This is a genomic window from Deltaproteobacteria bacterium GWA2_45_12 (assembly GCA_001797365.1).
Lineage (GTDB): Bacteria > UBA10199 > UBA10199 > UBA10199 > UBA10199 > UBA10199.
Genome location: MGPH01000053.1, coordinates 2,950 through 28,903 on the forward strand (window position 1 = coordinate 2,950; position 25,954 = coordinate 28,903).

The 25,954-nt window shown below is 44.1% G+C and carries 21 protein-coding genes, 1 tRNA gene and 2 pseudogenes (2 of these 24 running past the window's edge); 11 read left to right on the top strand and 13 right to left on the bottom strand.

Annotation, left to right across the window (positions count from 1 at the left end):
• Positions 1-1,929 (bottom strand): annotated as a pseudogene (locus tag A2048_08070) (hypothetical protein) (it extends 57 nt beyond the left edge of the window).
• Between the two features lie 14 nt (positions 1,930-1,943).
• Positions 1,944-2,291, bottom strand: coding sequence for a hypothetical protein (locus tag A2048_08075; protein ID OGP08031.1), 348 nt, complete (start codon positions 2,289-2,291; stop codon positions 1,944-1,946).
• Between the two features lie 88 nt (positions 2,292-2,379).
• On the opposite strand from A2048_08075, the gene A2048_08080 reads away from it, so the two are divergent.
• The 3 genes from A2048_08080 to A2048_08090 all read left to right on the top strand — a co-directional run bounded on the left by A2048_08080 (position 2,380) and on the right by A2048_08090 (position 6,235).
• Entirely contained in the window at positions 2,380-3,930 is a 1,551-nt protein-coding gene (locus tag A2048_08080; protein OGP08032.1) for a hypothetical protein, read from the top strand.
• Positions 3,931-4,028: 98 nt separating this feature from the next.
• On the top strand, positions 4,029-5,030 hold the full coding sequence (locus tag A2048_08085; protein ID OGP08071.1) for a tagatose-bisphosphate aldolase: 1,002 nt from the start codon (positions 4,029-4,031) through the stop codon (positions 5,028-5,030).
• A 65-nt stretch (positions 5,031-5,095) separates the two neighbouring features.
• Positions 5,096-6,235 (top strand): hypothetical protein, encoded by a 1,140-nt coding sequence (locus A2048_08090; GenBank protein OGP08033.1) that lies wholly within the window; start codon positions 5,096-5,098, stop codon positions 6,233-6,235.
• A gap of 229 nt (positions 6,236-6,464) precedes the next feature.
• Here A2048_08090 and A2048_08095 read toward each other — a convergent pair whose 3' ends face one another.
• From A2048_08095 to A2048_08115, 5 genes are all read right to left on the bottom strand, one after another.
• On the bottom strand, positions 6,465-7,298 hold the full coding sequence (locus A2048_08095) for a hypothetical protein (protein OGP08034.1): 834 nt from the start codon (positions 7,296-7,298) through the stop codon (positions 6,465-6,467).
• Positions 7,299-7,377: 79 nt separating this feature from the next.
• Positions 7,378-7,707 (bottom strand): hypothetical protein, encoded by a 330-nt coding sequence (locus tag A2048_08100; GenBank protein ID OGP08035.1) that lies wholly within the window; start codon positions 7,705-7,707, stop codon positions 7,378-7,380.
• A complete protein-coding gene (locus A2048_08105) occupies positions 7,694-7,930 on the bottom strand; it encodes a hypothetical protein (GenBank protein OGP08036.1) in 237 nt (78 codons plus the stop codon). Before A2048_08105 ends, A2048_08100 begins: the two co-directional genes overlap by 14 nt.
• Positions 7,931-7,990: 60 nt before the next feature.
• On the bottom strand, positions 7,991-9,529 hold the full coding sequence (locus tag A2048_08110; GenBank protein ID OGP08037.1) for a hypothetical protein: 1,539 nt from the start codon (positions 9,527-9,529) through the stop codon (positions 7,991-7,993).
• A gap of 99 nt (positions 9,530-9,628) precedes the next feature.
• On the bottom strand, positions 9,629-10,816 hold the full coding sequence (locus A2048_08115) for a hypothetical protein (protein ID OGP08038.1): 1,188 nt from the start codon (positions 10,814-10,816) through the stop codon (positions 9,629-9,631).
• A gap of 135 nt (positions 10,817-10,951) precedes the next feature.
• On the opposite strand from A2048_08115, the gene A2048_08120 reads away from it, so the two are divergent.
• From A2048_08120 to A2048_08135, 4 genes are all read left to right on the top strand, one after another.
• Positions 10,952-11,536 (top strand): hypothetical protein, encoded by a 585-nt coding sequence (locus A2048_08120; protein ID OGP08039.1) that lies wholly within the window; start codon positions 10,952-10,954, stop codon positions 11,534-11,536.
• 13 nt (positions 11,537-11,549) lie between these two features.
• Positions 11,550-11,622: transfer RNA gene (locus A2048_08125), tRNA-Thr, on the top strand.
• A 76-nt stretch (positions 11,623-11,698) separates the two neighbouring features.
• On the top strand, positions 11,699-12,484 hold the full coding sequence (locus A2048_08130; protein ID OGP08040.1) for a nucleoside triphosphate pyrophosphohydrolase: 786 nt from the start codon (positions 11,699-11,701) through the stop codon (positions 12,482-12,484).
• Entirely contained in the window at positions 12,441-14,468 is a 2,028-nt protein-coding gene (locus tag A2048_08135; GenBank protein ID OGP08041.1) for a hypothetical protein, read from the top strand. Before A2048_08130 ends, A2048_08135 begins: the two co-directional genes overlap by 44 nt.
• Positions 14,469-14,495: 27 nt before the next feature.
• On the opposite strand, the gene A2048_08140 is transcribed toward A2048_08135, so the two are convergent.
• Both A2048_08140 and A2048_08145 read right to left on the bottom strand, forming a co-directional pair.
• Complete coding sequence (locus tag A2048_08140) at positions 14,496-15,302, bottom strand: hypothetical protein (GenBank protein OGP08042.1); 807 nt, start codon at positions 15,300-15,302, stop codon at positions 14,496-14,498.
• Positions 15,299-16,036: an ABC transporter ATP-binding protein gene (locus A2048_08145; GenBank protein ID OGP08072.1), complete on the bottom strand. Its 738-nt coding sequence runs from the start codon at positions 16,034-16,036 to the stop codon at positions 15,299-15,301. Before A2048_08145 ends, A2048_08140 begins: the two co-directional genes overlap by 4 nt.
• Positions 16,037-16,118: 82 nt before the next feature.
• On the opposite strand from A2048_08145, the gene A2048_08150 reads away from it, so the two are divergent.
• On the top strand, positions 16,119-18,044 hold the full coding sequence (locus A2048_08150; GenBank protein ID OGP08043.1) for a uroporphyrinogen decarboxylase: 1,926 nt from the start codon (positions 16,119-16,121) through the stop codon (positions 18,042-18,044).
• 90 nt (positions 18,045-18,134) lie between these two features.
• Positions 18,135-18,398, top strand: coding sequence for a prevent-host-death protein (locus A2048_08155; GenBank protein OGP08044.1), 264 nt, complete (start codon positions 18,135-18,137; stop codon positions 18,396-18,398).
• Between the two features lie 266 nt (positions 18,399-18,664).
• Here the strand turns inward: A2048_08155 and A2048_08160 are convergent, their stop codons facing one another.
• The 3 genes from A2048_08160 to A2048_08170 are packed head-to-tail and all read right to left on the bottom strand — an operon-like array spanning position 18,665 to position 21,506.
• Positions 18,665-19,636, bottom strand: a complete 972-nt coding sequence (locus tag A2048_08160; GenBank protein ID OGP08045.1) for a ferrochelatase — start codon at positions 19,634-19,636, stop codon at positions 18,665-18,667.
• A 42-nt stretch (positions 19,637-19,678) separates the two neighbouring features.
• The gene (locus A2048_08165; GenBank protein OGP08046.1) at positions 19,679-20,104 is read right to left on the bottom strand and encodes a TIGR00701 family protein; all 426 of its coding nucleotides are present in this window, start codon (positions 20,102-20,104) and stop codon (positions 19,679-19,681) included.
• A 1-nt stretch (position 20,105) separates the two neighbouring features.
• Entirely contained in the window at positions 20,106-21,506 is a 1,401-nt protein-coding gene (locus A2048_08170; GenBank protein OGP08047.1) for an oxygen-independent coproporphyrinogen III oxidase, read from the bottom strand.
• Between the two features lie 82 nt (positions 21,507-21,588).
• Between A2048_08170 and A2048_08175 the strand changes: the two genes are divergently transcribed.
• Together A2048_08175 and A2048_08180 are read left to right on the top strand one after the other, a co-directional pair.
• Positions 21,589-24,255 carry a hypothetical protein gene (locus A2048_08175; protein ID OGP08048.1) on the top strand — a complete coding sequence of 889 codons (2,667 nt, stop codon included), beginning with the start codon at positions 21,589-21,591 and terminating at the stop codon, positions 24,253-24,255.
• Positions 24,255-25,535 (top strand): hypothetical protein, encoded by a 1,281-nt coding sequence (locus A2048_08180; protein OGP08049.1) that lies wholly within the window; start codon positions 24,255-24,257, stop codon positions 25,533-25,535. The genes A2048_08175 and A2048_08180 overlap by 1 nt, the downstream gene beginning before the upstream one ends.
• Positions 25,536-25,631: 96 nt before the next feature.
• On the opposite strand, the pseudogene A2048_08185 reads toward A2048_08180, so the two are convergent.
• Positions 25,632-25,954, bottom strand: a pseudogene (locus A2048_08185) (hypothetical protein); it runs 868 nt beyond the window's last position.

Genomic DNA, 25,954 nt, shown 5'->3' on the forward strand with positions numbered 1-25,954 from the left:
ATTGTCATTTTCATTGGCAATGCCATCGTTATCTTTATCCGGGTCGCACACATCCCCGATTCCATCACGGTCCCGATCTGCTTGATTGGCATTTTGCACATGCGGGCAATTGTCTTGAGCATCATCAAGGCCATCACCGTCACTATCCGCGTCTAACAAATAATTAAGGATTATTTGGACAATAGCGGGATTATCAGACTTAAGAGGATTTAAGTTTCGATCCAACTCCTGCCCATCAGCGACACCATCAAGATCGCTATCATCAGCCAAAGGATTGGATCCGATCTCAAATACTTCCCGGTAATCATTGATTCCATCCCCATCAGAATCGGCATTGTTTGGATCGGTGCCTAAAAGACCCGTTTCAGCGATATCAATAATGCCATCATCATCACTGTCCACCGTAAGGTCAGAATCAATCCGGCCAAAAAAGGAGACGGACCCTAAACGCCGCTCGACGTTATAAAGATAGGCGTTAAATTGGTCGAAGGGTTGTTCCAATTTAAACAAATAAGAGTCTCCAAACTGATTATCTATATCCTGCGCAGTCGGGATATCTGCCAGACCTAAATCCACAGCAATATTTTCCCACCAAGACAAATCCGTATGAAACTCATAAACATTCACGTTAAAATAAAGTTTATGGATTTGGTTTTCGATGCGCACTTCTGGATTCATTTGCGCGAGGAGATGGAAATCATGGTTTTGGGCACGACCGTCTCCGTAAAAACTGTTCAACAAAAGAAAACTGTGATCAGGGTTGAGAGTACACCATTCATTAAAATCCTGACCATCGACAACCGCATTTACAAAGCAAGTAGCCTGTACTGGACACTGTTCAATGGATAAAGGCCCTGAAAAAAAATCACTATGATTAGGATATTGAAATTCCAATGTGTTGAGCCCATGGGAGCGAAGCCTGGCCATAATACGATCTAGATGGTTGCTGACAAGAGTCCTGTAAGTTCCTGGTGTTAAAGCAATCACAAAACTTGTCGGTTGCTCTTGGCGAACCAGATCATTGTTGAATTGGTTAAAATAAACATCGTCTAGGTCACTGGCTGGACCAGAAACAATGTTCATCCCGATCATCACAAAGGAATGTTGGTTTCCTCCCGGGCGCGGGAAGGCTGGTTGGTTGGGCCTCAAGTGAGGAACCAATTTAAGCACGACACTTTCGGGAGGCGCATGCAAATGCCTATCTACAAAATCAGTCAAAAAACGAAGTGGTTCTGTTAAAGGCAATTGAATAAAGGGTAAAATGGCCGGCATTCTTTCGTCTAAACGTGCTTTAAGCTCGTCAGTATCAAAGGGAAGAAATTGATTCCCCTCCTGAAGATTAATTTGCAAATCATCAATATTCCCCGTATCGGCCACTAATTTCAAAGGGAACCCATTCTCATCCCTTTGCAAGAGAAGGCCTGTGTTCATCACTGTGCTCCCAGGAACATAGATGGTTTGTTCAGGAGACTGCCCCGTAAGTTGCACCAAGAGAGAAAAAGTGAGTTGAATCAGTTCATCAGAAATAATTTCAACGTCCACATCGTTAAACCAAACCTGTAATTGAAAATGAACAAGGCCTATATCCGTTCCCTCATTTAAAATCCTAAAATCCCCAAAACGGTTTGCGATATAAGCTTTTGCCAAAGAACTTAATCCTTCCTCATTAATTTGCAAAACCATGTCACGGCCAAACAATTCATCACTGATGACTCTGCTCAGATCAACTACATTTAAGCGATTATTCCCCCAAGGCCAACGCGCCGCCGCCACGGGGTCTGAAAGGCAACGATAGGTAAAGTGGGATTCCCAGTCACTGGAGAGTACAATATTATCGTCTTCAAAAAACATAACATTGGTGGCATGAGCTATTTTCTGCCAAACCAAGAAACAGAAAAGAAAAATAAAAAAGTATTTAAGATGTTTCATTGAATTACCCCTTCTCAATTCATGGTGACATAACTAATTGTGCATTCTTCTTGATTGCCACTGATGCGCAATCCCATGGTTTTCCCCATGGAATAACCAAGGAGAAGCGCGGCATAAATTTCTTTGTATTGGGAATGGCTGGGTAAAAGGCGTATGTATTTGTCTGAAATCAAACTGCAACCCAGATTAGCTGTGTCATTTCCTTCCGGCCAAATATAGGTTTGACTAGAATCAATATAGAGTCTTTTGATAGTCGTTACACAAGCCGTCGCATCGCACTCAGCACAAGAAATTTGCGGACAGACAAAACTAATTCCTAGAACTAAAACAACAAAAAGAATCAAACGTATTTTGGTGTTCATATTTTCTCCTTAAAGATCATTTCTTGAAATTGCCCCTTTTTTCGGCCATTAACAATAAAGGGCAGTAACATACAACCCTTTTTAAACCATGCTTTCTTTTCAAAAAATGACCGAAAAACCAGCCTGTTTTTTTGTCCTTCTTTTGTTCCTCGCTCTTGTCTTAAGACTAGCCTCTTTATTGAATCCTTTTTTGGACATCGACGAGGCCCAATTCGCCCTCTTTGCCCATTCCCTTATGGATGGGGGGCTCCCCTATGTGGCCAGCGTCGATACCAAACCGCCGATGATGTACCTGTTTTTTTGGGTTTGTTTTGCCCTGTTTGGGAAATACAGCATGCTGGGTGTACACATAGTCACCATCGTTTGGGTGTGGGCCACGGCCATTGTCATTTATAAAATTGCCCAGAAAATGGACCATCCCCGGGCCGCCTCCTGGGCGGCATTTTTCTACATTGTTTTTTCCACCTGCCATCTTCCCAAATTCATTTCGACAAGCATTACGGTGATCATGGTTTTGCCATTGGCTCTTTCGGTTTATTTTTGGGTGGGAGGGGTGCATCGCGATGTGTCCGGTGAAAGGGCGGGTTATAAACCCGCCCCTACGTTGTTCATATCTGGAATTTTTTCTGGGGTGGCCTTTCTTTTTAAATACCAGGCGGGAATTCAAATTATTGTGTTCGCTGTTTTTCTTTTGATTCAAATTATCAGAAAACAAGAACGTCTTTTTTCGGCTATCAAAAACTACAGTGTTTTTCTGGTGGGATTTTTAATGCCGGGCTTTGTCAATTACCTTGTCTTGAATCATTTGGGAGTATGGGATGATTTTACTTGTTGGAGCCTTGGGGGAAGCCTTAATTATATCCAGGGGGGGAATCAAAGTGTGGCGTTTTCAAAAAATCTCCTCCTGCGTGGAGGCCTGTTTGTGGCGTCAACATGGGTGTTGTGGATGTTGGCTTTCCATCCCCCTTTAAAAAAGGGGGACCGAGGGGAATTTTCTTTGTTGGTATCCTTGTGGCTCCTCTTAAGCCTCATCCCCGTAGCCACCGGCGGCAGATTTTATGGGCATTATTTCATACAGGTTTTACCCCCACTCTGCCTGTTGGCTGCAGTACAGGTAACCACTTACAAAAAAATTCCACACTGGATTTGGATTTTTACTCTCGTCCCCACCCTCTTCTTTTGGGGGTTGCGACTTGATTTCAAATGGATTGATCAAAAATTTCCTGACAACAATCTTTTCAAACAGCAAGAATTGGGGCAATGGATTAAGAACAACACCAAACCCGCAGACACTCTTTTTGTATGGGGATATGCCTCTGCCGTTTATTTTCATGCCGAACGCAAACCGGCGGCACGTTTTCTATGGAGCGACCCTCTCACCGGCAACATGCTTGGCCCGGGGCTTTCAAAGACCGGAGAACAAAATCCGAGCCGAACCCAGCCAAAAGCATGGCAATTATTTTGGGAAGATTTAGAAAAGAATCCTCCTTCCTATTTTGTGGACACAAGCCCCTGCAATATCCATGGCTACAACCGTTATCCTGTAGAACTTTACCCTGAACTTAAAAATTATCTGGATGAAAATTATGATTTTTTAACACCCATCTTCGGCTGCAATATTTACAAGAAAAAAATCTAGCAATTCCCCGTAAAATTTTCTAAACAACCTAGATTCAACAATTTGCAAACTCGCCCTTACTCCCTAAAGAGAGTTATGGCATGACAAAGGAGGATTTAATGGCCAAACTAACCGAAGGTAAAAGAAAACATTTAGAAAAACTCTCCACCCGTTCCGGCATTATTGCCGCTGCCGCCATGGACCAGCGCGGTTCTCTTAAAAAATCGCTGGCCAAGGAAAAAGGGGTTGATCCCTCCCAAATAACAAACGCCATGATGGCCGAATTCAAAACGGCGGTCACAAAAGCCCTCACTCCTTATGCCAGTGCCATCCTGCTTGATCCTGAATATGGTTTGGAGGCGGCAAAAAACCGTTCTGCCAATGCCGGATTGTTGCTTGCCTATGAATCAACCGGCTACGATCAAACATCCCCAGGCCGCATTCCCCTTCTTGTGCCTTACTGGACCGTTTCTAAATCAGTTGCCGCAGGGGCCAATGCTGTAAAAATTCTGCTTTATTACACTCCCTTTGAAAAACCTGAAATCAATGAGATCAAACATGCATGGATTGAACGCATCGGCGTTGAGTGTGCCTATCACGATATTCCCTTTTTCCTTGAATTTGTTGGTTACCCTGTTAACGGAGAAGATGAAAAAAGTCTGGAATTCGCCAAAAAGAAACCCGAAATCGTGACAAAAAGCGTTCAGGAATATTCCAAACCAAAATACAATGTAGATGTCCTAAAAATTGAAATCCCGGTGAACATGAAGTTTGTCAAAGGCGCCCGTTCCAACAAAACCGGCGAGGTGGCTTATGACAAAGCGGAAGCCATCGACCTTTTCAAACAACTCTCTAAAAGCACAAACCTGCCCTTCATCTTTCTTTCAGCAGGAGTCTCCGATGATGAATTCCGAGAAAGTTTGGAACTAGCCAACGAATCAGGCATCAATTACAATGGCGTTTTATGTGGTCGCGCCACCTGGAAGGAAGGCATGCCCATTTACGCCAAGCAGGGCTTGAAAGCTCTTGAAGATTTTTTGGCGGACCGTGGGGTAAAAAACATCCAGGCCTTGAATGCCGTGCTTGAAAAAGGCGCCAAACCCTGGACAACAAAATTGTGACCCGTACGGGCGCTGCTTGCTGCGCCCTTATTTAGGGGCGCGCCAAGGGGCGCCCCTACAACCCTATGCCCCAATCCGCATCCCTTATCATCGCCTCCTCCGAGAGCGACTCCAATCTCTATTACGCCACAAAATTTTTGGTGCCGGACCCTGTCATTTATTTTGAAATTGCCGGAAAAAAACACATCGTTTTATCCGACCTTGAATTTGACCGCGGCAAGGAACAAGCTTGCGTCCATCAGGTGCTGTCTTTAACCAAAGCCTCCAAACAAATCAAACGCACCCCAAAAACAAAAGACCTTCCAGTTTATGCGTTGGTGGTAGACCATTTTTTTAAAGAAAAAAAAATAAAGGGCATCCTAGTTCCTTCAGATTTTCCTTCAAACTATTACGTTGCCTTGCAGAAATTGGGATACAAAATTTCAGTCAAACCCGATCCTTTTTATGAAAAGCGCCTGATCAAAACCCCTGAAGAAAAAAAACACATCATCCACAGCATTCGTCAGGTGGAAAAAGCCTTCGGCGAGGCCCTGGTTTTTCTTCAAAAATCAAAAATAAAAAACAACAAGATTTATCACGGAAAAGAATTGGTCACCTCTGAACTTCTGCAATCCCTGATCAACACGCGGCTTATGGAATTGGGCTGCGTGGGTAATCACACCATCGTGGCGTCAGGCGTACAAGGAAGCCTGCCCCATCACCATGGGGCCGGACCCATTATTCCCCATACGCCCATCATTTTTGATATTTTCCCGCGCAACATCGACAGTCGTTATTTTGCAGACATGACAAGGACTGTAGTCAAAGGAAAACCCAGCGATACCATCAAAAGAATGTATAAAGCCGTCAAAAGTGCCAACGAAAAGGCTATGCACCTAGTGAAGGCCGGTGCCAACACCGCAACCATTCATAAAGCCGCTGTGACGACCCTTGCAAAATTTGGATTTAAAACCGGCCCCAACAAATCGGGCCGCATGGAAGGTTTTATTCACTCCACAGGCCACGGTTTGGGTTTGGATATCCACGAGCTTCCCTCTGTCAGCTCCCGCGAATCAATCCTTAAAAAAGGTTTCGTCATCACCATCGAACCCGGCCTCTATTACGAAAAAGAAGGCGGCATCCGCCTTGAAGACGATGTCTTTGTCACCCAAAACGGCTTTGAGCAACTCACCAAATTCCCAAAATTTTTGGAGATTGATCGCTAACAGTTTGTTGACAAAGTCCCAATTCATGGTTCGACCACCGCGTAGCGGGGTCCCGTTTGCGGGACGGAGCTCACCATGTCCTATTATGTACTTAATAAATAATGGACACCCTGCCTGCCCGCCTCTGGAGGGAGCCCCGTCCCGCATACGGGATCCCGCTACGCGGTGATCGAAGGGTCGATTTGACTTTGTCAACAAACTGCTAACTGTAGGCCTTAAGGGATATTCATTAAATATCCTGCAAAATTTTCTTGCGCAGCTGTTGATATTCAGCTTCTGTAACCAGTTTTTGCGCTTTTAGCTGATCCAATTCTTTTAAGCGCTCAGCCACTGATTTTTCGGCCACGGAGGCTGTTGACTCACTCACGCCAATATCCTGCTCATGCTTGATTTTCTTTTTAGAGCCTGAACGGAGATAGGCCTCTTCTTCCTGGCGCCTCTGTTGGCGCACCAACTGGGCCTTGGCCACAAAGTCGTAGGTGGGATTTAAGACAAGTTCCTGGGCGTTATCATAGGCCAACATCTGGCCTTCCTGAGCCTCTAAAGTAACCCGGGCCGTTTTGGCTTCGCGAATCAGTTTATCCATATTGGCCGAAGCTTCATAGTCACCGGTAATCTTGGCAAAAAGTTTGTCAAACTGGATATGCATTCCATCCTCACTCACCCAGATGTTCCCCATGCTGATAAAGTCGTTTCGCAGGATAAAAGTGGGGCGTTTATGAATGATGGAAAAATTCACCACATGGTCGGCATCGGCCTGGCCAAGCGCCTGAACAATATAAGAAGCAAACTTGCGGGCCTCCCACGAATCAAAGACATCGGCGGAATAAACTTCTTTTTTCAAAACATAGCGTTTGGCAATTTTAACCGAAGTGAGCATGGCCTCCATTTGTTCTTCGGTAATATTGGCAGGATGCATGATATGCCCCAAAGGCACTTTTTTGGGCGAGGCCTTGTCAATTTTGACCCAGTTGGCCCTGTTGCGATAAATAAAAGTTGAATCGGCACTGGCAAAACTTGGGAGAAGAACCAGACAGAGCAAAACAGCAAAAAATTGTTTCATAAGTTTTCCTTAAACGTAAAATTGAGGGAAAAGTGTTTAACTTAATCGGTGAAGGGGTGTCAATCAAAGACCTTGAGCCTTAAATGTCGAAAAGTTTCTTTAAAAATCCTCTGACTTTTCGCCTGTCAGGGCTACCAATACGTCCAAGCTTTTTAACAACAAGGTTTTTATTCAAACTGGCCATTTTGGACACTCTTACCAAAGAAGGAAGAAGAAGCCCGCAATCTTTCCAATGGGCCAAATCCAAATCAAATTCATCTCTTCCTGTTTGGCTGGTAATTCGGCAGGCTAAAACATCTCCATCCCCGGTATCAGCCAGCACAAGAGCCGGCCGTTTTTTTCCGGCAGCCGCATTTGAGTAGGGAAAAACCTGAAAAAGAAGGATATCGCCGAATTCATAATTGATCATAAACAGAATCCTTTTCGGAATAACCATCAAAGAAGGCTTTAGCACTCATCAGGGACCAGCTTTCATCATCAGAAAGTAATTTATTTTCTTCCAACAAATGCTCCCTTAAAAGACCGGATACCGCCTGGGAAAAAGACCAGTGCCTTTTTTCAGCTATTTTTTCTATTTTCTTCTTAAGCAATTTTTCATCTTCAGGCGAGACATAAACAGACCAAACGCTCATAAAGAACTCCTTTTGTATGAGGATATATGAGAAAATAGGACTTTGTCAAGAACGGGCTACTTACCGCGCCAAACGGGCAAAACGCGGGACCATGCCCAAATGAAATGGGGGTTTTGGGGATAAGCCGTAAATACGGCGAACTCCGTTGCCGAAACGGTTCGCGGCCTCTGCAAGCTCGTGACGGGTATCGTTGGCATGAAAGGCTTTGTTGGTGTAACTAAAACACAAACGGCCCCTTTGCTGAGCCTCTGGATCAGCCTTTTGAACTGAAGGAGGCATAAAATCAAGCTCGGGCATGAACAAAACTTTATCCTGAGCCAACAACTGCCCCATCAGATCTGTGGCATTCATCGAATCAGAAGTGGGGGATTTTTCCCCAAAAACGACCTCTTGAAAAAATCCATGTTGAGGTTTTCCGACAAGACGAAACACATCAGGTTCATTTCCTAAAAGATATCTAAGACCTTCTTCCAAAATATGATATTGCCCCCCATAATATTCGGCTCTTTCGCGGCTTAAATCATGCAAACTCTGCAGCCTACCGCGATCGTCATGCAGATAAGCCAGCAACGCCATCCAATCAACCGTGCCATGGAAAAGGGTTTGAAACCCAGCAAGGGCAGTCAAAGCTCCATAAACATCAAAACGGGCTCCAGAGGGAGTTTTCCAATCAAAGGGAATATGCATCACGGCTAAACGACTGGCGGGAGAATACACTTTGGAAAAGGTCACCGAATAAACAACCCATCCTTCTTTATCAAGGGCTGCCAGTGGGGAAAGAGGTTTCTGATTTTCCAGAGGTAAAAAGGAATAAGCATTATCTTCAAAGCAATACATTTTTTTTCGTTGAAGAACTTGTACTGTCTCTTGTCTGCGTTGCAATGAAACTGTAACTCCCGTTGGATTATGTCCATCGGGCACGGTGTAATAAAAGGGCATGGTATAGCCATCAGCTCTTGCCCTATCAGCAGCATCCTCCAAAGAAGAAGGGATGGGACCATGCTCGTCAAAATCGACGGCATATACAGGAATTCCTTTATCACGGAAAAGGGCCAAGCTTCCGGTATAAGTACGCTTATCAACTAAAACCGCCACTTTGCCGGGAAATTTTTCGATCAATAATTCAACAAAAATGGACAAGCCCTGTGAATTACCATGAACAGGCAGGAGACGATCTGCATTCAGATCAAGTCCGGGAAAATCTGAATTGAGCAACTGGGCGATGACAAACTGTACCAAAGGATCACCCTTTGTTGCCGCATAACCATCCCAAACGGCTTTTAAAGAGGCCAAACGAGTTTCAAAATCGGGGTTTCCCTCGCGTGAAAGCCTATCCACTTCTGCAATTTCTTCATCAGTCCAGTAGCCCCGGGTTCGCCCAGAGGTTTGCCGTAATACTTGAATGGCTGCAAAACGAGCCAAACGATCGCTCGGCGGAGGGCTTGTATAAAGGCGAGCCGGATATCCGGGCCCCAAATAATAAGCATCGGGATATTGCCCCAACATCCCTGCCATAACCCTTGCTACCGAAGGAACAGGAGGGCTCATTTCAACATCAATGGAATGTTCAGGCCGAACAGCATCTACAGAAGAAGGCATAACTCTTTCTCCTAAAAATTTTATTTATTATAGAAAAACTGACGAGCCCCTTGACTTTGGAAGTTTTGGCACCAAAACAAAATGCTGTCAATTTATATGTTAATTCACCTCATGGGGTGGCACGGAAAGAGCATGAGAGTTCTTTCGGTCGGAGGGTAAAAAGAAAAGCAGCACCAAGGCCACAAAGGTGATGGCGGCATTAAGCAAAAAGGCGGTGGTGTCGCCCCACACTTTCCATATCCATCCAAACAAGATGGAAGCAGGAAACAAACCCAAACCATAGGCCAGATAATACCAACCCATCACCGTACCCCGCGCATCCTCGTGGGCGACAGTGGCGGCATAAGCCCGCTCGGAAGCTTCAACAATGCCAGCCTGAAGCCCATACAGGGCCATAAGCCCCCACCCCACCATCAAGTTTTGATTAAAGGCAAAACAGACATAGGCCACAATAAACATCATCCACCCAAGCCCAATGGTGAAACGGCGGCTTTTTTTATCCCCCAAATTCCCTCCCCCGTAAGCAGCTACAAGACTAGTGGCCGTCATCAAAAGCCAGGCCCAAGCTGACTGATAAACGGGCATTCCCAGATCTTGAAGCTTAAGAATCAAAAAAAGTTCCGAAGGGGTACTTAAGGCCGAAATAAAAATAATCACGATATAAAATTTGACGGAAGGATTTAAAGCTTTCCACGAAAGACGCGGTTTTATCTCTTTTATCTTTTTTGGAATATTAGAAATCCGGGGAGCAATAAAAAAAAGAGCCAAGACTGAAGGGAAACATGCCGCCAGAAAAAGAATAGAGTATGAAATTGAAAATTTGTATAAAACAAACGAGGCAACAGAGGCCCCCAGCAAGGCCCCCGCGTGGTCCATGGCCCGCTGGAGTCCAAAGGCCCTGGCCCAGTTTTTGGGAGACTCCGAAGCCGTCATCAACGCATCACGGGGGGCTGTGCGAATCCCCTTCCCCAAACGGTCAATCACACGTCCGCTTAAAACAACCCCTACATAAGGAATGGAAATGGAAAGACGGGCCACGGCGGATAATGAATAGCCAAAAATGGTGATTTTTTTATTTTCCCCCGTACGGTCCGCCATCCACCCCGAGGCAAGCATGGTGGCATAACTGACAAACTGGGCCAAACCTTCCATCAACCCCAAAAGCGCCGCACCATACCCCAGACTTTTCAGATAAGCCGGCAAAAAAGGGGTAATCATGTCGGAGGTGACATCGTTAAAAAAACTAAGTAACCCCAGCCAGTAAATATTAGGGTGAAACCGTTTCATGATTTAAGTCTCATATCATAGAAGTGGGGAATTTTAATATTTCTCTCATATTTCTCAAAAAAAGATTGGCCTTGACCATGGACCCGTTTGTCTTTAAATCTGATGCTATAAAATTCTTTTATAAGGAGGTTTTCCATGAAAAATAACCGCTTTTTTTTATTTGGCCTGCTGACTCTTGTTTTGGGCAGCTCTTTGGTCGTTTACGCCTTTGAAGACAAGGATTTTCATGACTCCGACACCACACAAAGCTCTACCCAAAACTCAAAGTATGCACGACCTGCAAAAAAACTTGAAACTGAAGATCTCACTCAAAAAAGAAAAAATTCCGTCTCGGTAAAAAGCAGCAATTCGGGAAAAGAAACCAAATGTGAGATGACCTTTAACCTTAAAGCGACTTCTGTTTTTTACAAATGGGGGAAAGGCTCGGGCAACATCACCTGTGACAATGGTCAAGGTTCCGATATTTTTATAAAAGTAAACGGCGGGGGAATTACTTTTGGACAAACAAAAATTTTAAATGGTCATGGCAGTTTTTCAAAAGTAAATGACATCAGTAACCTGTTTGGTTCTTATGCCTCGGCCGGAGCTCATGCCGGTGCTGGAGGCTCTGCCGGAGCCCAGGCCATGACCAAGGGCAAGGTATCGATGAGCCTTACAGGAACGGGCAAAGGCGTTAATATCGGATTTGATTTTGGCCGGTTTAAGATTATGCCAAAATGATCATGACCAACCTGCCACCCTAGCTCAGTTGGTAGAGCGGCGCATTCGTAATGCGTAGGTCGCCGGTTCGATCCCGGCGGGTGGCTCATTTGATTGTGGACAGCAAGGCTCGCATCCTGCGCCAACGAGCGTAGGGGATAAAACTCAACAATAAACTTTTCCATGTCCCAATCCTTTGACAAACTACTCTCCATCATGACCAAACTTCGCAACCCCGGTGGCTGCCCTTGGGACCATGAGCAAACTCACACCTCCCTTATTCCTTATCTTATTGAAGAAGCTTTTGAAACAGTCGATGCCCTGGAATCATCCAACAAGGAACATATCAAGGAAGAGCTGGGCGATCTTTTACTGCAAATTGTCTTTCACGCCCAAATTGCCGAAGAAGAAGGTTCTTTTAACATCAACAATGTTATTGATTCTATTTCTGAAAAACTTATCCGTCGCCATCCCCATGTTTTTGGGAATGCACAGGTAAAAAACGCCAGTGAAGTAAGTGCCAACTGGGAAAAAATCAAGGCCGAAGAAAAAAAGAATACAACCCCTGCCTCGCTTCTTGATTCCATTCCAAAATCAGCTCCGGCTCTTTTTCAAGCCTATAAGATCACCAAGAAAGCAGCCAAAGCCGGTTTTGACTGGGACAAACCGGAAGATGTCGTAAAAAAAATGGAGGAGGAATTGGAAGAAATAAAAAAAGCGGTCCAAAATAAAGACAATCTCAATTTACGTGAAGAAATAGGTGACTTCTTTTTTTGCATCGTTAATTTGGCACGCCATTTAAAGGTGGAACCCGAAGAAGCCCTGCGACAAACCAACCACAAATTCAGGAATCGATTTTTCAGGATGGAAAAGTGCATCCAGGAAGATGGTAAAAAATTTGAAACTCTTACCCTTAAAGAACTCGATGAATACTGGAACCATATCAAAAAAGATCTTTCAATTTCTTAGTTTTTCTCTTTGCGCTCTTTGCTTTTCAACAACATGGGCCAAACAGAAAAACCCATCGATTCAATCAGCCGAACTACGTGAAGAAAAAACACCGGAAAAACTCTTCATTGAAGGTGTAGAAGGATTTAAGGCCAAAAACTATGATAGGGCCATCCAAAAATTGAACAGAGCCCTTTCTACAGATCCTCTTTTGGATTCATATTGCCGTTTTTTCATTGCCGGGGCTTTTATAGAAAAAGGAACTCCACAGGAAGCCCTCCCCTTTTTACAAACCACACCCCTCACCCAAAAAGAAATCGATTATGATTTGTTTTGGATAAAAATAAGAGCCCTCATTGATAGCAAAAAATGGGATGAGGCCACCCAAAACCTGAATTTTCGGCAAAGATCGCACCTAAATAGTTCTACGGAGCAAGCCAGGGTCTTGTTTCACTTGGGCCTTATTGCCTGGCACCAAAACAAAAAACAGGAAGCCAAGAACATTTGGAGAAAACTTCTTGTCAACAATCCAATCAGTGAATCTGAAAAAATGGTTCTCTCCTTTCTGGAAACCTCATCCCAAAATCTTGAAAAGATCTTAACAACCAATGAAATATTAGATCGCGCTGAAAACATGGTTCAAACAGGGTATGCCCCCATGGCCATTCCCATTTATGAAAAGCGAGTGCCGAAATCCGAATTTTTGGCCAAGACATATTTCAAGGCACGTAAATACGCCCAAGCCGCCCTTTTGTATGAAGAATTGCTTAAAAAAAATGGAACTGACAAAGCAAAGCTCACCTATCAATTGGCATCCTCGCTGGCCCGTTCAGACCAGTTTGAACAAGCCCTTCACTATCATCAAAAAATTGTGACTGATTTTCCCCAATCTTCGTGGGCCAACCTTTCCCGGGAAAAAATCCCCTTTATTTATTTTGATTCAGGAAAAACAGAAGAGGCTATCAGCCAGTATGAAAAGATGCTCCCTTTTTACAGGGGAAAAGCACTCGAAAAAGGAAAATGGACTCTCTTGTGGAGCCACTATTTGCTTGGGCACAACCAACAAGCCTTAGAGATGCTTGCCGCCTTGGAGCAAGCCGGCAAAAACCAATCCCAAAAAATGATGTATTGGAAAGCCCGTATTCTTGAAAAGATGAAAAGAAATCCTGAAGCAAAAAATATCTACAAAAATTTGGCTCAAAAAAAAGTTTCCGACTATTATGCCTGGCTCTCCAGCCTTCGGCTTGAAAAAAATCGCATCGACCATACAAGCTTAAGCATTCATAAACGGGATACCCGCATTCCTTCACTAAATAAAAACCCATTCCAAAAAGGAGAAAGGCCTTCTTCAAATGAAGACAAACTTCCCCTCACGTTGGCACAAGCAGGTCTTGACCGTTATGCTTATGACGAATCAACCCAACTCCAAAACAACAATTATCAGGAAGAAGGTTTGGCCTATTACTACCACAGCCATAATTTCAACCGTCTTATAGTCCTCGCCCAACGTGCAAAGGGAACATTGGCGGGCTGGGCCGGGCTCTATCCCCAAGCTTATGGGGAAATAGTCAATGAACATGCCTCCAAAAATAAAATAGATCCGAAACTCGTTTTAAGCGTGATGAGACAAGAATCCCATTTCAAACCCTTTGTAAGTTCGGAAGCCCTGGCCTTGGGGCTGATGCAAATGATCCCCCAAACAGCCACAGAGGTCTCCCAGGCTCTTGGAAAAACTAATTTTACTTATAACGATCTTAAAGAACCAAAAGTGGGTATTGAATTTGGGACATGGTATCTGGCACAATTACTCCGGCATTTTTCGGGCAGTCTTCCTTATGCCTTAAGTGCCTACAATGCGGGCCCTGAAGCCGTCACGCGATGGAAAAAATGGGGAGACAAACTGGAAGCTGATGAGTTTATCGAACTCATCCCCTACGCTGAAACCAACAACTATGTGAAAAAGATTTTGGTGAATTATTGGATTTATAAAAATCTATACCCGTAGGGACCCCGCAATACAGGGGCCCTGCCGTCAATCCAAACCCAGCCTTCCCAACCTTCCCGATTTACGCGAGGACTGGTACATCAACTTAAAAAACATCGATGCCACAAAGAAATAAACAAGGTTAAGCCCCAATGAAATAAAAAAGAATGTGTAAGGCATTTTTCCCGTAGCCATCACCGCGCGCATCCCTTCAAAGACATAGGTACTCGGCAAGGCCCGAGCCAACACCTGGCACCAACCAGGCAGAATAAAAAGAGGATAGTAGATAGCTGACAAGGGTTGAACCAAAAAAGGAATACCCCAGATAAGAGCTTCTACAGAATGCCCCCAACGAATAAGCAGCCCCGAGGTAAAAACACCCAGCGTCCATCCAAACAACAACAAGCTAAAAACAAACGGAATCAAATAAAACCCCAGATAACTGACAATATGAAAATGATAAAATACATAAGCCAGACATGACAAAATAAGGCTGATCAACAAGGTTTTAAACATTCCATAAACAAAAGTAGTGATCAACCATTCGTGAAGTCTTAAGGGAGAAATTAAAATATTGAGGATGTTTTGCGTCCAAATATCTTCAATAAAGGAAAGTGTGACCCCTTGCTGGCTGCGATAAAACAGGTCCCAAAAAATAATGGCTGAAATAAGAAAATGGATGGCCTGTCCCACAGGCCCCGGGACCATTTGACGGATATAAAGGGCCACAAAGCCCCAGACAACCAATTCCATCACGGGCCAAAAAACAAGTTCAAGCACGCGGGAAACACTTCGTTGATGCAGATACAGATAACGCATGAACATGGCTTTCATGCGCCCAAGGGAGGCCTTCATGTGGCACCTTCCTTTCTTCTGGCCACGGCAATAAAAACTTCATCCAGGGTTTTATATTGAAGTTCTTTTAAAATTTCATGGGGTTTTCCTTGGAGAACTTCACGTCCGTGATTTAAAAAAAGAACACGATCACACATTTCTTGGACTTCCACCATATTATGGGATGTGTAAATCACGCTTAAATGACGCTCTTTCTGGATTTTCTGCAACACATTGCGGACATTCAAGGCCATTTCAGGGTCTAAACTTGCCGTCGGCTCGTCAAGTAAAAGCACTTCCGGATCATTAAGCAGGGCCTTGCACAAATTAAGACGCGTCTTCTCCCCTGCTGACAAGGCCCCGGTAAGCCTTTTGGCCAAATGATCCATATTAAAAAGATTCAGCAAAAACTTTATCTTTTCCAAGGGACGGGAAATTCCATAAAGACCCGCAAAAATTTTCATATTTTCAATAATCTTTAAATTGGATGGAAGCTGAACATAGGCCGAAGAAAAATTTATTTTTTGGGCCAACAACGGCCGGTCTTTAAGGGGGGACAAACCAAGCACACGAATATTCCCAGAGGTGGGTGCAAGTAATCCCAAAAGCATGTGGATCACCGTGGTCTTGCCCGCCCCATTGGGGCCCAAAAGCCCAACCATTTCACCTCTTTGAACGGTAAAAGAAAGGTCATCAACCGCTTTGACTTTTCCATAAATTTTAGTGGCATGCTGGGCAAAGATGGCTATTTCCATAAAAAATAATGTCCCACAAAGATCTTTTAAAAACAAACTTTTGTTTGAAAGAAAGGAAATATTCTGATTATGGTGCAAAAATATGAAAAATCAAAACACCCCTCTCACCGTCATTTCCTTTGAATCACGCATGGCTCTTCCCATGCAACGCCTGCTTGAAAAAAAGGGTATCCATTGCATTTCAGCCCCCACCATGAAGGAAGTCCCTTTGGAAGAAAATCCCCGCTTATTTGAATTTTATGAAAAGCTCAAAAACGGAGAATTTGATGGGATCATTTTCATGACGGGAGTTGCCACACGCACCCTGATCAAAACCCTGGAACAAAAATTTTCTAAGGATGAAATCCTGGAAACATTAAGAAATAAAAGTAAAATCATTGTTCGTGGTCCGAAACCAACGGCTGTATGCAACAGAAACAATCTTCCCATTTTTTTGACAGCTCCAGAGCCCAACACATGGAGAGAAATTATCTCTGTTTTGGAAAATCATGATTTTATAAAATCGAAGAAATTGGCAATCGTTGAATACGGCATTTCAAATACCGATTTCATCAACCAGCTCCAGAAAAAGGGCGCCGAAACCCATCCCCTTCAAGTCTACCAGTGGGCCATGCCCGATGATTTGGAACCCTTAAATACGGCCATCGCAACCATCCTGACCGGAAAAGCTGACTTATTAGCCTTTACCAGTGCCAAACAAATTGAAAACATCATGACCCTGGTCAAAGAAAAAAATCTTGAGGGGGCCTTCCGTCGGGCTCTTTATTCCACGGCCATCACCTCCATCGGCCCGGTGACCAGTGAACATCTCTCCACACACCAGTTTTTTCCTGACCTGGAAGCCAAACCCCATAAAATGGAAGCTCTTGTCGAACTGATGGCAAAAAAAGGGTTGTCTGCTTCCCGTCAAAAGAAAAAAAAGGCTGTTTTGAATTTGGTCTATGTAAAGGACAGCCAGCAAATAACAGAGACCAAAGACATCATGGAAGACTCTCCTTTTATGCGTGCTTGCCGCATCAAGGCGAATAGCCAAATACCGGTATGGCTCATGCGCCAGGCGGGGCGCTACATGGCTGAGTACCAGAGTGTGCGCAAAAAAGGCGGCTTCAAGGATTTATGCACCAACCCCGATTTGGCCACTGAGGTCACCATCACAGCAGTTGAACGCTTGGGGCTGGATGCCGCCATCATTTTTTCGGACATCCTTCTTGTTTGTGAAGCCATGGGAATGAGGCTTACCTACGAAGAAAATCATGGCCCCATCCTGGGTCCCCCCATACGTACCATGGATGATCTAAAAAGACTGCGCCCCTCTCACACAGCGACTGACATGCCCTTTGTGGCCAAAGCCATAAGCCAGACGCGCAAGCATTTACACCCCTGCATCCCCCTGATCGGTTTTTCTGGCGCCCCCTTTACCGTAGCCGCTTACATGATTGAAGGGGGGGCTTCCAAAAACTTCATTGCCACCAAACAGATGATGCATTCCGAACCTTCTGTCTGGAAAAAACTGATGAATCTTTTGGTCCCCGCATTGGCTGATCTGCTTAACACACAAATTGCCGCAGGATGCCAGGTTGTCCAAATATTTGATAGCTGGGTGGGACAACTCAATAGCCAGGATTATGAAACTTTCGTCATGCCCTACACCCAAAAACTGGTCCGAAAAATAAAAAAAGGCACTCCCGTCATTCACTTTGGCTCCTTCAATGCAAGTTCTCTTCATTTACAACAAAAAGCCGGAGGAGATGTGTTAAGCATCGACTGGCGTGTGGACATAAAACAAGCCCTGCAAATCATCCCAAAAAGAAAAGGAATCCAGGGAAACCTGGACCCCACCCTCCTCTTCAATAAACCCAAGGCCTTCCTGCCGGAAGTCAAAAAACTTCTTCAAGCAGTCGGCAAAAGGCCGGGCTATATTTTCAATCTGGGACATGGAATTTTGCCTGGCACGCCCGTAGACCATGTCATGGCGCTTGTGGATTATGTTCATGAGTGGAAAATGTAATTGACGATCACCTCTTCATTAGGCTACAATTCAACCCAACCTTAATTCAAGTTGACCTTAATTAAGGTCAACCTTAAAAAGGACTCATTTATGAAAATCATGTCTGTTTCCGAAGCAAAAATGAAGTTAAGTTCCCTTGTTGATGAGGTAAGCCGCGTTGATGCCCATATCACCATAACTAAAAACGGGAAACCGGCCGCCATGCTTATCAACCCCGAAGAATTCGAGTCATGGGAAGAGACCATTGCCATTCTTAGGGACAAAAAATTAATGAGGGATCTGCGTAAAAGCCTGAAACAAATAAAAGAGGGGAAAGGAAAAATCATGACCCTCGATGAAATCTTTGGAGAGTAATGATCTACTCAAAATACAAACTCTTTCTTCCTCCCCATACTCTTGCCCAAATAAGACATCTACATCCAACCATTAAAAAAACATGCCGGTCCACTCTTGAGATAATCTTAACAGATCCTTTTGCAGGAAAAGAGTTAACAAAGGAACTTACAGGATTCCGAAGCTACGCTTTCGGACGATATAGGATAATTTATGAATTGAAGCGGCGTTTAATCAGGATTTTATTAATCGGTCATAGAGCCACTATTTATGAAGAAATGTTAGAATTACTTCAAAAAACCAGAACCCATCACTAACTTATAAATCGCTTCCACCCACAAAGGTGAATCATTGGGACAAGGAACAAGGCGTAAATCTTCCCCTCCGTTTTGCTGAAAGGTTTCCCTGCCGCGAATACCGATTTCTTCCAGGGTTTCCAGACAATCCGCAACAAATGAGGGGCAGAAAACGGCTAGTTTTTTGATCCCTTTTTTAGGTAACTCGCTTAAAACAACGTCGGTAAAAGGTTCGATCCACGGCGTACGTCCCAGACGGGACTGGAAGGAAATGGAGTAAGGAACCGGCAAAGTACACAATCCCAACTCTTTGGCAATGCCACCCGCTGTAGCCGCACATTGAACCCGATAATCCTGTGGCAGGGCTTTAATGACATGTCGCTTGGGAAGGCCATGAAAACTAAACAAGACATGATCCGGCCTAAAATCCTGAAGCGCTTCCCTGCCCCTTTGGGCAAAGGCCTTGATGAAAGCGGGATGGTTGTAAAAGGGAGGAATGAATTTTATGGGAATTGCAGGTCGCGACCTGCTACCCAGAACCTTATTCACCTCAACTACAGCAGTCTCCGTTGAGGACAAAGCATATTGGGGATAAAGGGGGAAAACAACCAGCTCGTCAATGCCCTGCATCAATAATTTTTCGATAGCTTCCCTGATAGAAGGCTTTCCATAACGCATCCCCAATTCAACAACGTAATCTCCAAGCTTCTCTTGAACTTTTCCGGTCAAATTTTCTGAATAAACAACAAGCGGAGAACCTTCCTTCATCCATACTTTTTGATAAGCCTTGGCCGATTTAGGGGAACGAAAAGGCGCAATGACGGTATTGACAAGCAGCCAACGGGCCACTGGGTTAATATCAATGACAAAAGGATCGGAGAGAAATTCCCGGAGATAATGGCGAACAGATGGGACATCGGGAGCATCGGGAGAACCCAGATTGATAAGGAGAAGACCTTTCATTATTAATAAGGTAGGGGCAATTCATGAATTGCCCTTACGGGATCAAAACGGCTTTGCCACCGCGCACACGACAATAATAATCAAAAGAATCGTGGGCACTTCATTGATGATGCGGCAGGCTTTTTCTGAAAGAAAATAATTCCCCTTGGCAAATTTCCTTCGCGTGTAGCCTGCAAAAAACTGGTATCCAAAAAGAAAGACCATGCTCAGTAATTTAAGATGAAACCATCCTTGTTTTAAAAGAAGGGGATTTTGCAAAACCATCAAAACACCAAAGACAATGGTGGAAAGCATGGCCGGATGGGAAATCATGTAAATAAGCTTGTACTCCATGATCGTGTAGGCTTCCGCACAATCCGGCTTGTCCTTGAATTTAACATGGTAGACAAAAAGCCTGAAAATATAGAAAAGAGCCGCAAACCAGGCGACCACTGAAATAATGTGAAAAGCTTTGAAGTAGAGATACATATTAAACCGTCCTTGAAAATGTAGGATTAACCGCTTTCTCCCGAATACCCTCCAAATAGGCATCAAAAACCATGGCCATATTTCTTAAAAACAAGAAACCATCCCCAATTACGTGCAGCTTTCGGTTTCTTAATTCCAACAAACCGTCATGAATGAAATCCGACAGGGTAAGGGCCGTTCGTAAACCACCCCTACATGCATCATGAAAATAATTCTCGAAAATAATTCCCCACTTGGAGTCAATGGATGCAAAATCAATAAAACCGCGACACATAATTTGCAAAATAACATCGCGCCTTATGGCGTCATCGCGTGATAATAAATGCCCCCTAAAGCTGGCTAAGCTTTCCGATTCGATGGCTTCAACATATTTTTTTAATTCTTTTAAATTCTGAAAATAATTTCCGGCAACATACGAAATGGAACTGACCCCGAAGCCAATTTGGTGGGCATCGGCACGCGTTGAATATCCCATAAAATTGCGATGAATTGTTCCTTCATCCAGGGCCTTTGAAAGCTCGTCCTCTTTTTTGGCAAAATGATCCATGCCGATCAAGCGATATCCATTTTCAGTGAAAAAATAATGGGCTTTTTCAAAAAGCTTCAACTTCATTTCAGGAGGGGGTAAATCGGAATCTTTGAAAGTGCGCTGCACGGGGCGCGCCCAGGGAACATGGGCATAACTATAAACAGCCAGGCGATCGGGCGCCATTTGTAGAACCTGATTCAAGGTTTCTTCCCATCCTTTCATGGTTTGCCCAGGAAGCCCGTAAACAAGATCAAAATTGAAGGAAGAAAAACCAAGTTCACGTAACTGGTCAACCATCTCTTTGGTCATTTGATGGGTTTGATTTCGGTTGATCAGTTTTTGAACAACGGGGTCGAGATCCTGCACTCCCAATGAAATGCGATTAAAGCCCAACCGGGCCAGATTTTCGTTGAAGGTCCTGGTACTGGTTTTAGGATGCAGCTCAATAGCCACCTCACAACCCGGCAGAAGATTAAAATGCTTGCGGATGACATCAAGAATTTGCGTAAGCTCAAAGGGTTGAACAAAATTGGGAGTGCCTCCTCCAAAATGGATTTGTGTCACTTCCCGACAATCGCTTGGAATAAATTGGGAAACCTTTTGGACTTCCTTAAGCACTGTTTGTACATAAGCTTCCGAGCGACTCTTATCCTTGGTGATGACCTGCATGCATCCGCAAAAGTGGCAAAGACTTTCACAAAAAGGCAGATGAAAATAAAGTGAAAGCCGTTCCCCTTTTTGGAGTTTCTTTAAGCTTTGTTCGTAATCAGCCCCCCCCACTTCCGAAGACCAGGCAGGAACCGTGGGATAGCTTGTATACCTTGGTCCGGGAACATCGTATTTTTTCAATAAATTATAAAAACGATCCGACATAAAAATTTTTGTAGGGCGTATGGCTATACGCCCCTACGCGATGGACATTGCCTCAAATATCATGTAATTGTCCACTCCATTCATGCAAAAATACAAGCGCGTTCTTCTTCAAAAATTGGCAAATATTGTTATTAAATATTCCAAACAAATTGTGTGTGGGTCCATCCTTCTGGCCCTTATTTCAGGTCTGTACGCTTTTTTCTTTCTTCATTTTGATACCAACCAGGACAACCTCGTCTCCAACAAATTGGCCTACCATCAGGAATACATGGATTTTATCGATGAGTTTAACGACCAGGAAAATATTTTTGTGGTCTTTAAGGTCTCCGACGACAATCCGCAAAAAGCCAAACAAGTCCTGAAAGTTTTTGTCGACCGTATTTCTTCCCGCAAGGATCTTTTCAGTGAAATTAAATACAGAGAAAATTTGTCGGTGTTTGAAAAGCGCGGGCTGCTCCTATTGCCACAACAAGAATTTGATTCGCTCACAACCAAATTAAGCCAGTGGAAAAACGAGGTCAAACGACTTGGGAGCATCCAGAATCTGGCCGACCTGTTTGGTTTTGCCGCTGAAAAATTGGAACTCCCCTCCGAAAAACTAAAAAACAATGCCGATAATTTTGAGAGCGGCTTCCGCTTTATCAGCCAGGTGTTGGACGGAATGGATTCACCTGAAATCATGAAAAACCTGGATTCCCATTCGTTGTTCCAGCCTCTTCTGGGAAAACAGCATTACCACGATAGTGAAGGTTTTTTCTTTTCAGAAAATGGCAAACTTCTTTTTTTATCCCTGGCCCCTGCCAAAGATTACACATCAACAAGCATTGTTAAAAAACCTCTCCGTTTTTTACGCGAACAAGCGGACATTCTCCGCAAAGAATTTCCTGATGTTCCTTTTGGCATCACGGGCAAGCCCGTACTTCAGGATGATGAAATGGCTTCCACGGGCTCTGATTCCATCTGGGCGGGGTTGGCCTCTCTTCTGGGCGTTGCGTTTTTATTCATGTTTTATTTCAAACAAACCACACGCCCCCTCATGGCCTTATTGGCCCTTGTCCTTGGCATGAGCTGGACTATTGGACTGACCACCCTGGTATTGGGACATTTAAATGTACTAACCATTGTCTTTGCCGTTATTCTTATCGGTATTGGCATTGATTATGGCATGCACTTTTTATTCCGACTTGAATCCCTGGAAAAAGACGGGCTCCCTTTGGAAGAAGCCACAAAACAAACCATGATTTCATCGGGGCAGGCCATTATTACCGGAGCCCTTACTTCCTCCATTGCTTTTTTCTCGGCCATTTTTACTGATTTTTTGGGTTTAAAAGAACTGGGAATTATTGCCGGAAATGGCATTCTTCTCTGTCTGGTTTCCCAACTCGTCACCTTCCCTTCCTTACTCCTTACTTTTAAGAAACAAGCCTCCCAAAAAGCACGCGTTCAGTTCATGCCATTAAAATTATTGGATGGCATGACCAAACACCCACGTTTCTACATGGGCATCACCATCGCCCTCACCCTTGCTGCCATCCCGCTGGCCCTGCGTGTACATTTTGAAAATAATTTACTCAAACTTCAGGATCCCCACCTTGAATCCGTCCAATACGAACATGTCATTATCGACAATTCCAAACGTTCCACCTGGTTTGCCGCCATGATTACGCAAAACATGGATCAGCTCATAAAATTAAATGAAGAAACAAACAAAATTCCACTGGTGGGTAGTACCGATTCCATTTTGTCTTTCATCCCTTTCAATCAAGACCAAAAAGTAAGCCAACTTCAAGACATAGCGCACTCTCTTTCCCTGAAAAGAAAAACACAAACTCCCTTCGAAGCCAGTCCATTACAGACCTCATTGAATCGTTTTAAAAAAGCCCTGGAACATGTCAATGAATTGGCTTTTGAAGGTGGGGATATTCAGGCCATTGAAACCATTGATAAACTGATTTCAAAAATCGACAGCGTTCTTGCAAAGCTGGAATCATCCGATCCAAAAATCATTGAACAACTCGACAAATCACAAAACCTGTTTCTTGATTTTTTCACCAAGACCTGGAACGGCTTTTTAGAAAACTTAAATCCCAAACCCATGGATGAAAGCGAACTTCCCCCCGGTTTAAGATCACTCTACGTGAATGAAAAAAACAATTATGTGCTTTATATTTATCCCGAGTTTGACATCTGGGAAGCCGCCCCCATGAAGGAATTCATCCATGCCCTCCGAAAACTTGACCCTCATGTGACAGGATCCCCCGTTCATGTCCATGAATCCGCCCAGCGTATGCATGAGGGTTTCGTTACGGTGGGCCTGCTTACACTCCTGATTTCTTTGATCGTTCTTTATATCGATTTTGGCCAATTAAAATTTTGCCTTGTGGCTTCCATTCCGCTTCTCGTAGGCACTTGGTGGCTTGCCGAACTCATGGGGATTTTTGGAATCAATCTGAACCTAGCCAATTTTTTTGCCATGCCCATTCTCATTGGAGTGGGAATCGATAGCGGCGTACACATGGTGCATCATTATTCTGAACACAAATCCATCGTTAAAATGCTCCATAGGGTGGGACCCCCTGTTATTTTTTCCGTATTAACAACAGTCATTGGGTTTGGCGCCCTTTCTTTTGTCCGTCATCGCGGGCTTGCCAGCTTTGGTCAAATGATGACATTGGGAAGTTTTACGTGTTTGATGGCTTGTCTGGTTTTAATTCCGCTAATTTTAAAATTAACCGAGGGTAAAAAATAATGAAAATCTTTCTTAAATATTCTTTGTCCCTTCTTCTCATTTTTACAAACTCTCTTCCTGCTTTTTGCAAGGACCATTCTGTAAATGTAAATTCCAAACAGACTATTTCTTCGAATAAAGAAACAAAGACGTCTTCACCATCGAATCACAAAACAAAAAAATACGATTATGATGTTTATCCCGTTCCCCTTATCGACCTAAATCCCGCCTCAGGAAACACCTGGGGCCTCATGCCCGTGCTGCTTATGGCCAACCACCAAACACAGGCCATTAAAGCCATCCTGGGGGTGTTCGGCCAATACAACAAGACAACAAGTTTTGATGGGGGGGCGCTGGCCTATATTTTTCCGACCAAAGAGGATGAAATAAAACTCTATAGCGAAGTGGCCCTTGATTATTATCGCGAGTTTTCGGCACGGTACTTCGCCCCGCATTTCAAGAAAAAGTTTTATCTCGAATCAAATGCCCTCTATCTTAATACACCCTTTGGACGTTTTTATGGTCTGGGGCCTCGTTCGGAGGAAGGTGATGAAACTAATTACATTGGTCGGACCATCAATCTCGATTTAACCGGCGGTTATTATTTCCTTAAAAATATCCGTGCCAATTATACTTTCCGGTTTCATACCACCGATGTGAAAAACAAGGCTTTGGAGGAGGTGTCAGACACTTTTGATGAGTTTGGAAACTTGCCCAATGTGGTGGATGCCACCAATTTCTTCCATGAATTCTCCACCACTTTTGACAACAGGGATAATCGTGAATATTCCACCAAGGGTACATTGGCCCAGGCTGGATATTTTTTCTCAAACAAGAAAATAGGAAGTGATCAAAACTTTCAAGGCTACAACGTGACAGCCACCCAATTGATTGAAATAATTCCCAACCGGCTTACAACTGCGGCCCGTTTTTATTTTCAGCAATTTTTTGGAGACAATGTTCCTTTTTATGAACTAAGTGCCTTGGGAGGAGAACGGGAATTACGTGCTTATGTGTTGGGCCGTTTTGTCGACAAGGGCAAAATGCTTTTCCAACTTGAAGAACGCTTTAGACTGGCCAGCCCCAAACTGTTTGGAAAAAACTTTGATGTGTACACCGATCCTTTTTTTGAAGTGGGCCGCGTCTTTCCCTCCCTTTCAAAACTGGGAGCCAACTATTGGAAACCCGTAGGCGGCCTTGGAATCAGGGCCTTTGTTCCGCCCAATGTCATTGGAAGGCTTGATATTGGAATTGGTGGGGATGGTTTGGAATTGTATACGGAATTGGGATACCCGTTTTGATTGGTATGGATTCGTACGGATTCGTACGGGCGAACCTTGTGTTCGCCCATCCATATTGGCCTATCGTGGGCGAACACAAGGTTCGCCCGTACAAATCTACATCTTCTTTAAGGCATCAATGGCTTTTTGTTTTTGCCAATCAACAAAGGCCGGCGCTTTCCCTTCTGATTTGGACTCCCCTTCCTCGTTTTCGGCTTTGCCTTTTTGTTTCGGGTAATCTTTATAGTATTGATCCAGGCCCATTTCTATGTCAGGAACAATACCCTTGCCATCAATGGAGCGGCCCTTGGGTGTGTAATAGCGGGCAATGGTTACCTTGAGTGCCGATTTGTCGCCCAAATCAACAAGTGTTTGAACCGAACCTTTTCCAAAAGAAGTGGTTCCCATGATCTTGGCCAACCCTACATCCTGAAGCGCCC

Coding starts and splice junctions, on each gene's coding strand:
- A2048_08075 (OGP08031.1), bottom strand. CDS start 2,291: ATGAACACCAAAATACGTTTGATTCTTTTTGTTGTTTTAGTTCTAGGA.
- A2048_08080 (OGP08032.1), top strand. CDS start 2,380: ATGCTTTCTTTTCAAAAAATGACCGAAAAACCAGCCTGTTTTTTTGTC.
- A2048_08085 (OGP08071.1), top strand. CDS start 4,029: ATGGCCAAACTAACCGAAGGTAAAAGAAAACATTTAGAAAAACTCTCC.
- A2048_08090 (OGP08033.1), top strand. CDS start 5,096: ATGCCCCAATCCGCATCCCTTATCATCGCCTCCTCCGAGAGCGACTCC.
- A2048_08095 (OGP08034.1), bottom strand. CDS start 7,298: ATGAAACAATTTTTTGCTGTTTTGCTCTGTCTGGTTCTTCTCCCAAGT.
- A2048_08100 (OGP08035.1), bottom strand. CDS start 7,707: ATGATCAATTATGAATTCGGCGATATCCTTCTTTTTCAGGTTTTTCCC.
- A2048_08105 (OGP08036.1), bottom strand. CDS start 7,930: ATGAGCGTTTGGTCTGTTTATGTCTCGCCTGAAGATGAAAAATTGCTT.
- A2048_08110 (OGP08037.1), bottom strand. CDS start 9,529: ATGCCTTCTTCTGTAGATGCTGTTCGGCCTGAACATTCCATTGATGTT.
- A2048_08115 (OGP08038.1), bottom strand. CDS start 10,816: ATGAAACGGTTTCACCCTAATATTTACTGGCTGGGGTTACTTAGTTTT.
- A2048_08120 (OGP08039.1), top strand. CDS start 10,952: ATGAAAAATAACCGCTTTTTTTTATTTGGCCTGCTGACTCTTGTTTTG.
- A2048_08130 (OGP08040.1), top strand. CDS start 11,699: ATGTCCCAATCCTTTGACAAACTACTCTCCATCATGACCAAACTTCGC.
- A2048_08135 (OGP08041.1), top strand. CDS start 12,441: ATGAATACTGGAACCATATCAAAAAAGATCTTTCAATTTCTTAGTTTT.
- A2048_08140 (OGP08042.1), bottom strand. CDS start 15,302: ATGAAGGCCTCCCTTGGGCGCATGAAAGCCATGTTCATGCGTTATCTG.
- A2048_08145 (OGP08072.1), bottom strand. CDS start 16,036: ATGGAAATAGCCATCTTTGCCCAGCATGCCACTAAAATTTATGGAAAA.
- A2048_08150 (OGP08043.1), top strand. CDS start 16,119: ATGAAAAATCAAAACACCCCTCTCACCGTCATTTCCTTTGAATCACGC.
- A2048_08155 (OGP08044.1), top strand. CDS start 18,135: ATGAAAATCATGTCTGTTTCCGAAGCAAAAATGAAGTTAAGTTCCCTT.
- A2048_08160 (OGP08045.1), bottom strand. CDS start 19,636: ATGAAAGGTCTTCTCCTTATCAATCTGGGTTCTCCCGATGCTCCCGAT.
- A2048_08165 (OGP08046.1), bottom strand. CDS start 20,104: ATGTATCTCTACTTCAAAGCTTTTCACATTATTTCAGTGGTCGCCTGG.
- A2048_08170 (OGP08047.1), bottom strand. CDS start 21,506: ATGTCGGATCGTTTTTATAATTTATTGAAAAAATACGATGTTCCCGGA.
- A2048_08175 (OGP08048.1), top strand. CDS start 21,589: ATGCAAAAATACAAGCGCGTTCTTCTTCAAAAATTGGCAAATATTGTT.
- A2048_08180 (OGP08049.1), top strand. CDS start 24,255: ATGAAAATCTTTCTTAAATATTCTTTGTCCCTTCTTCTCATTTTTACA.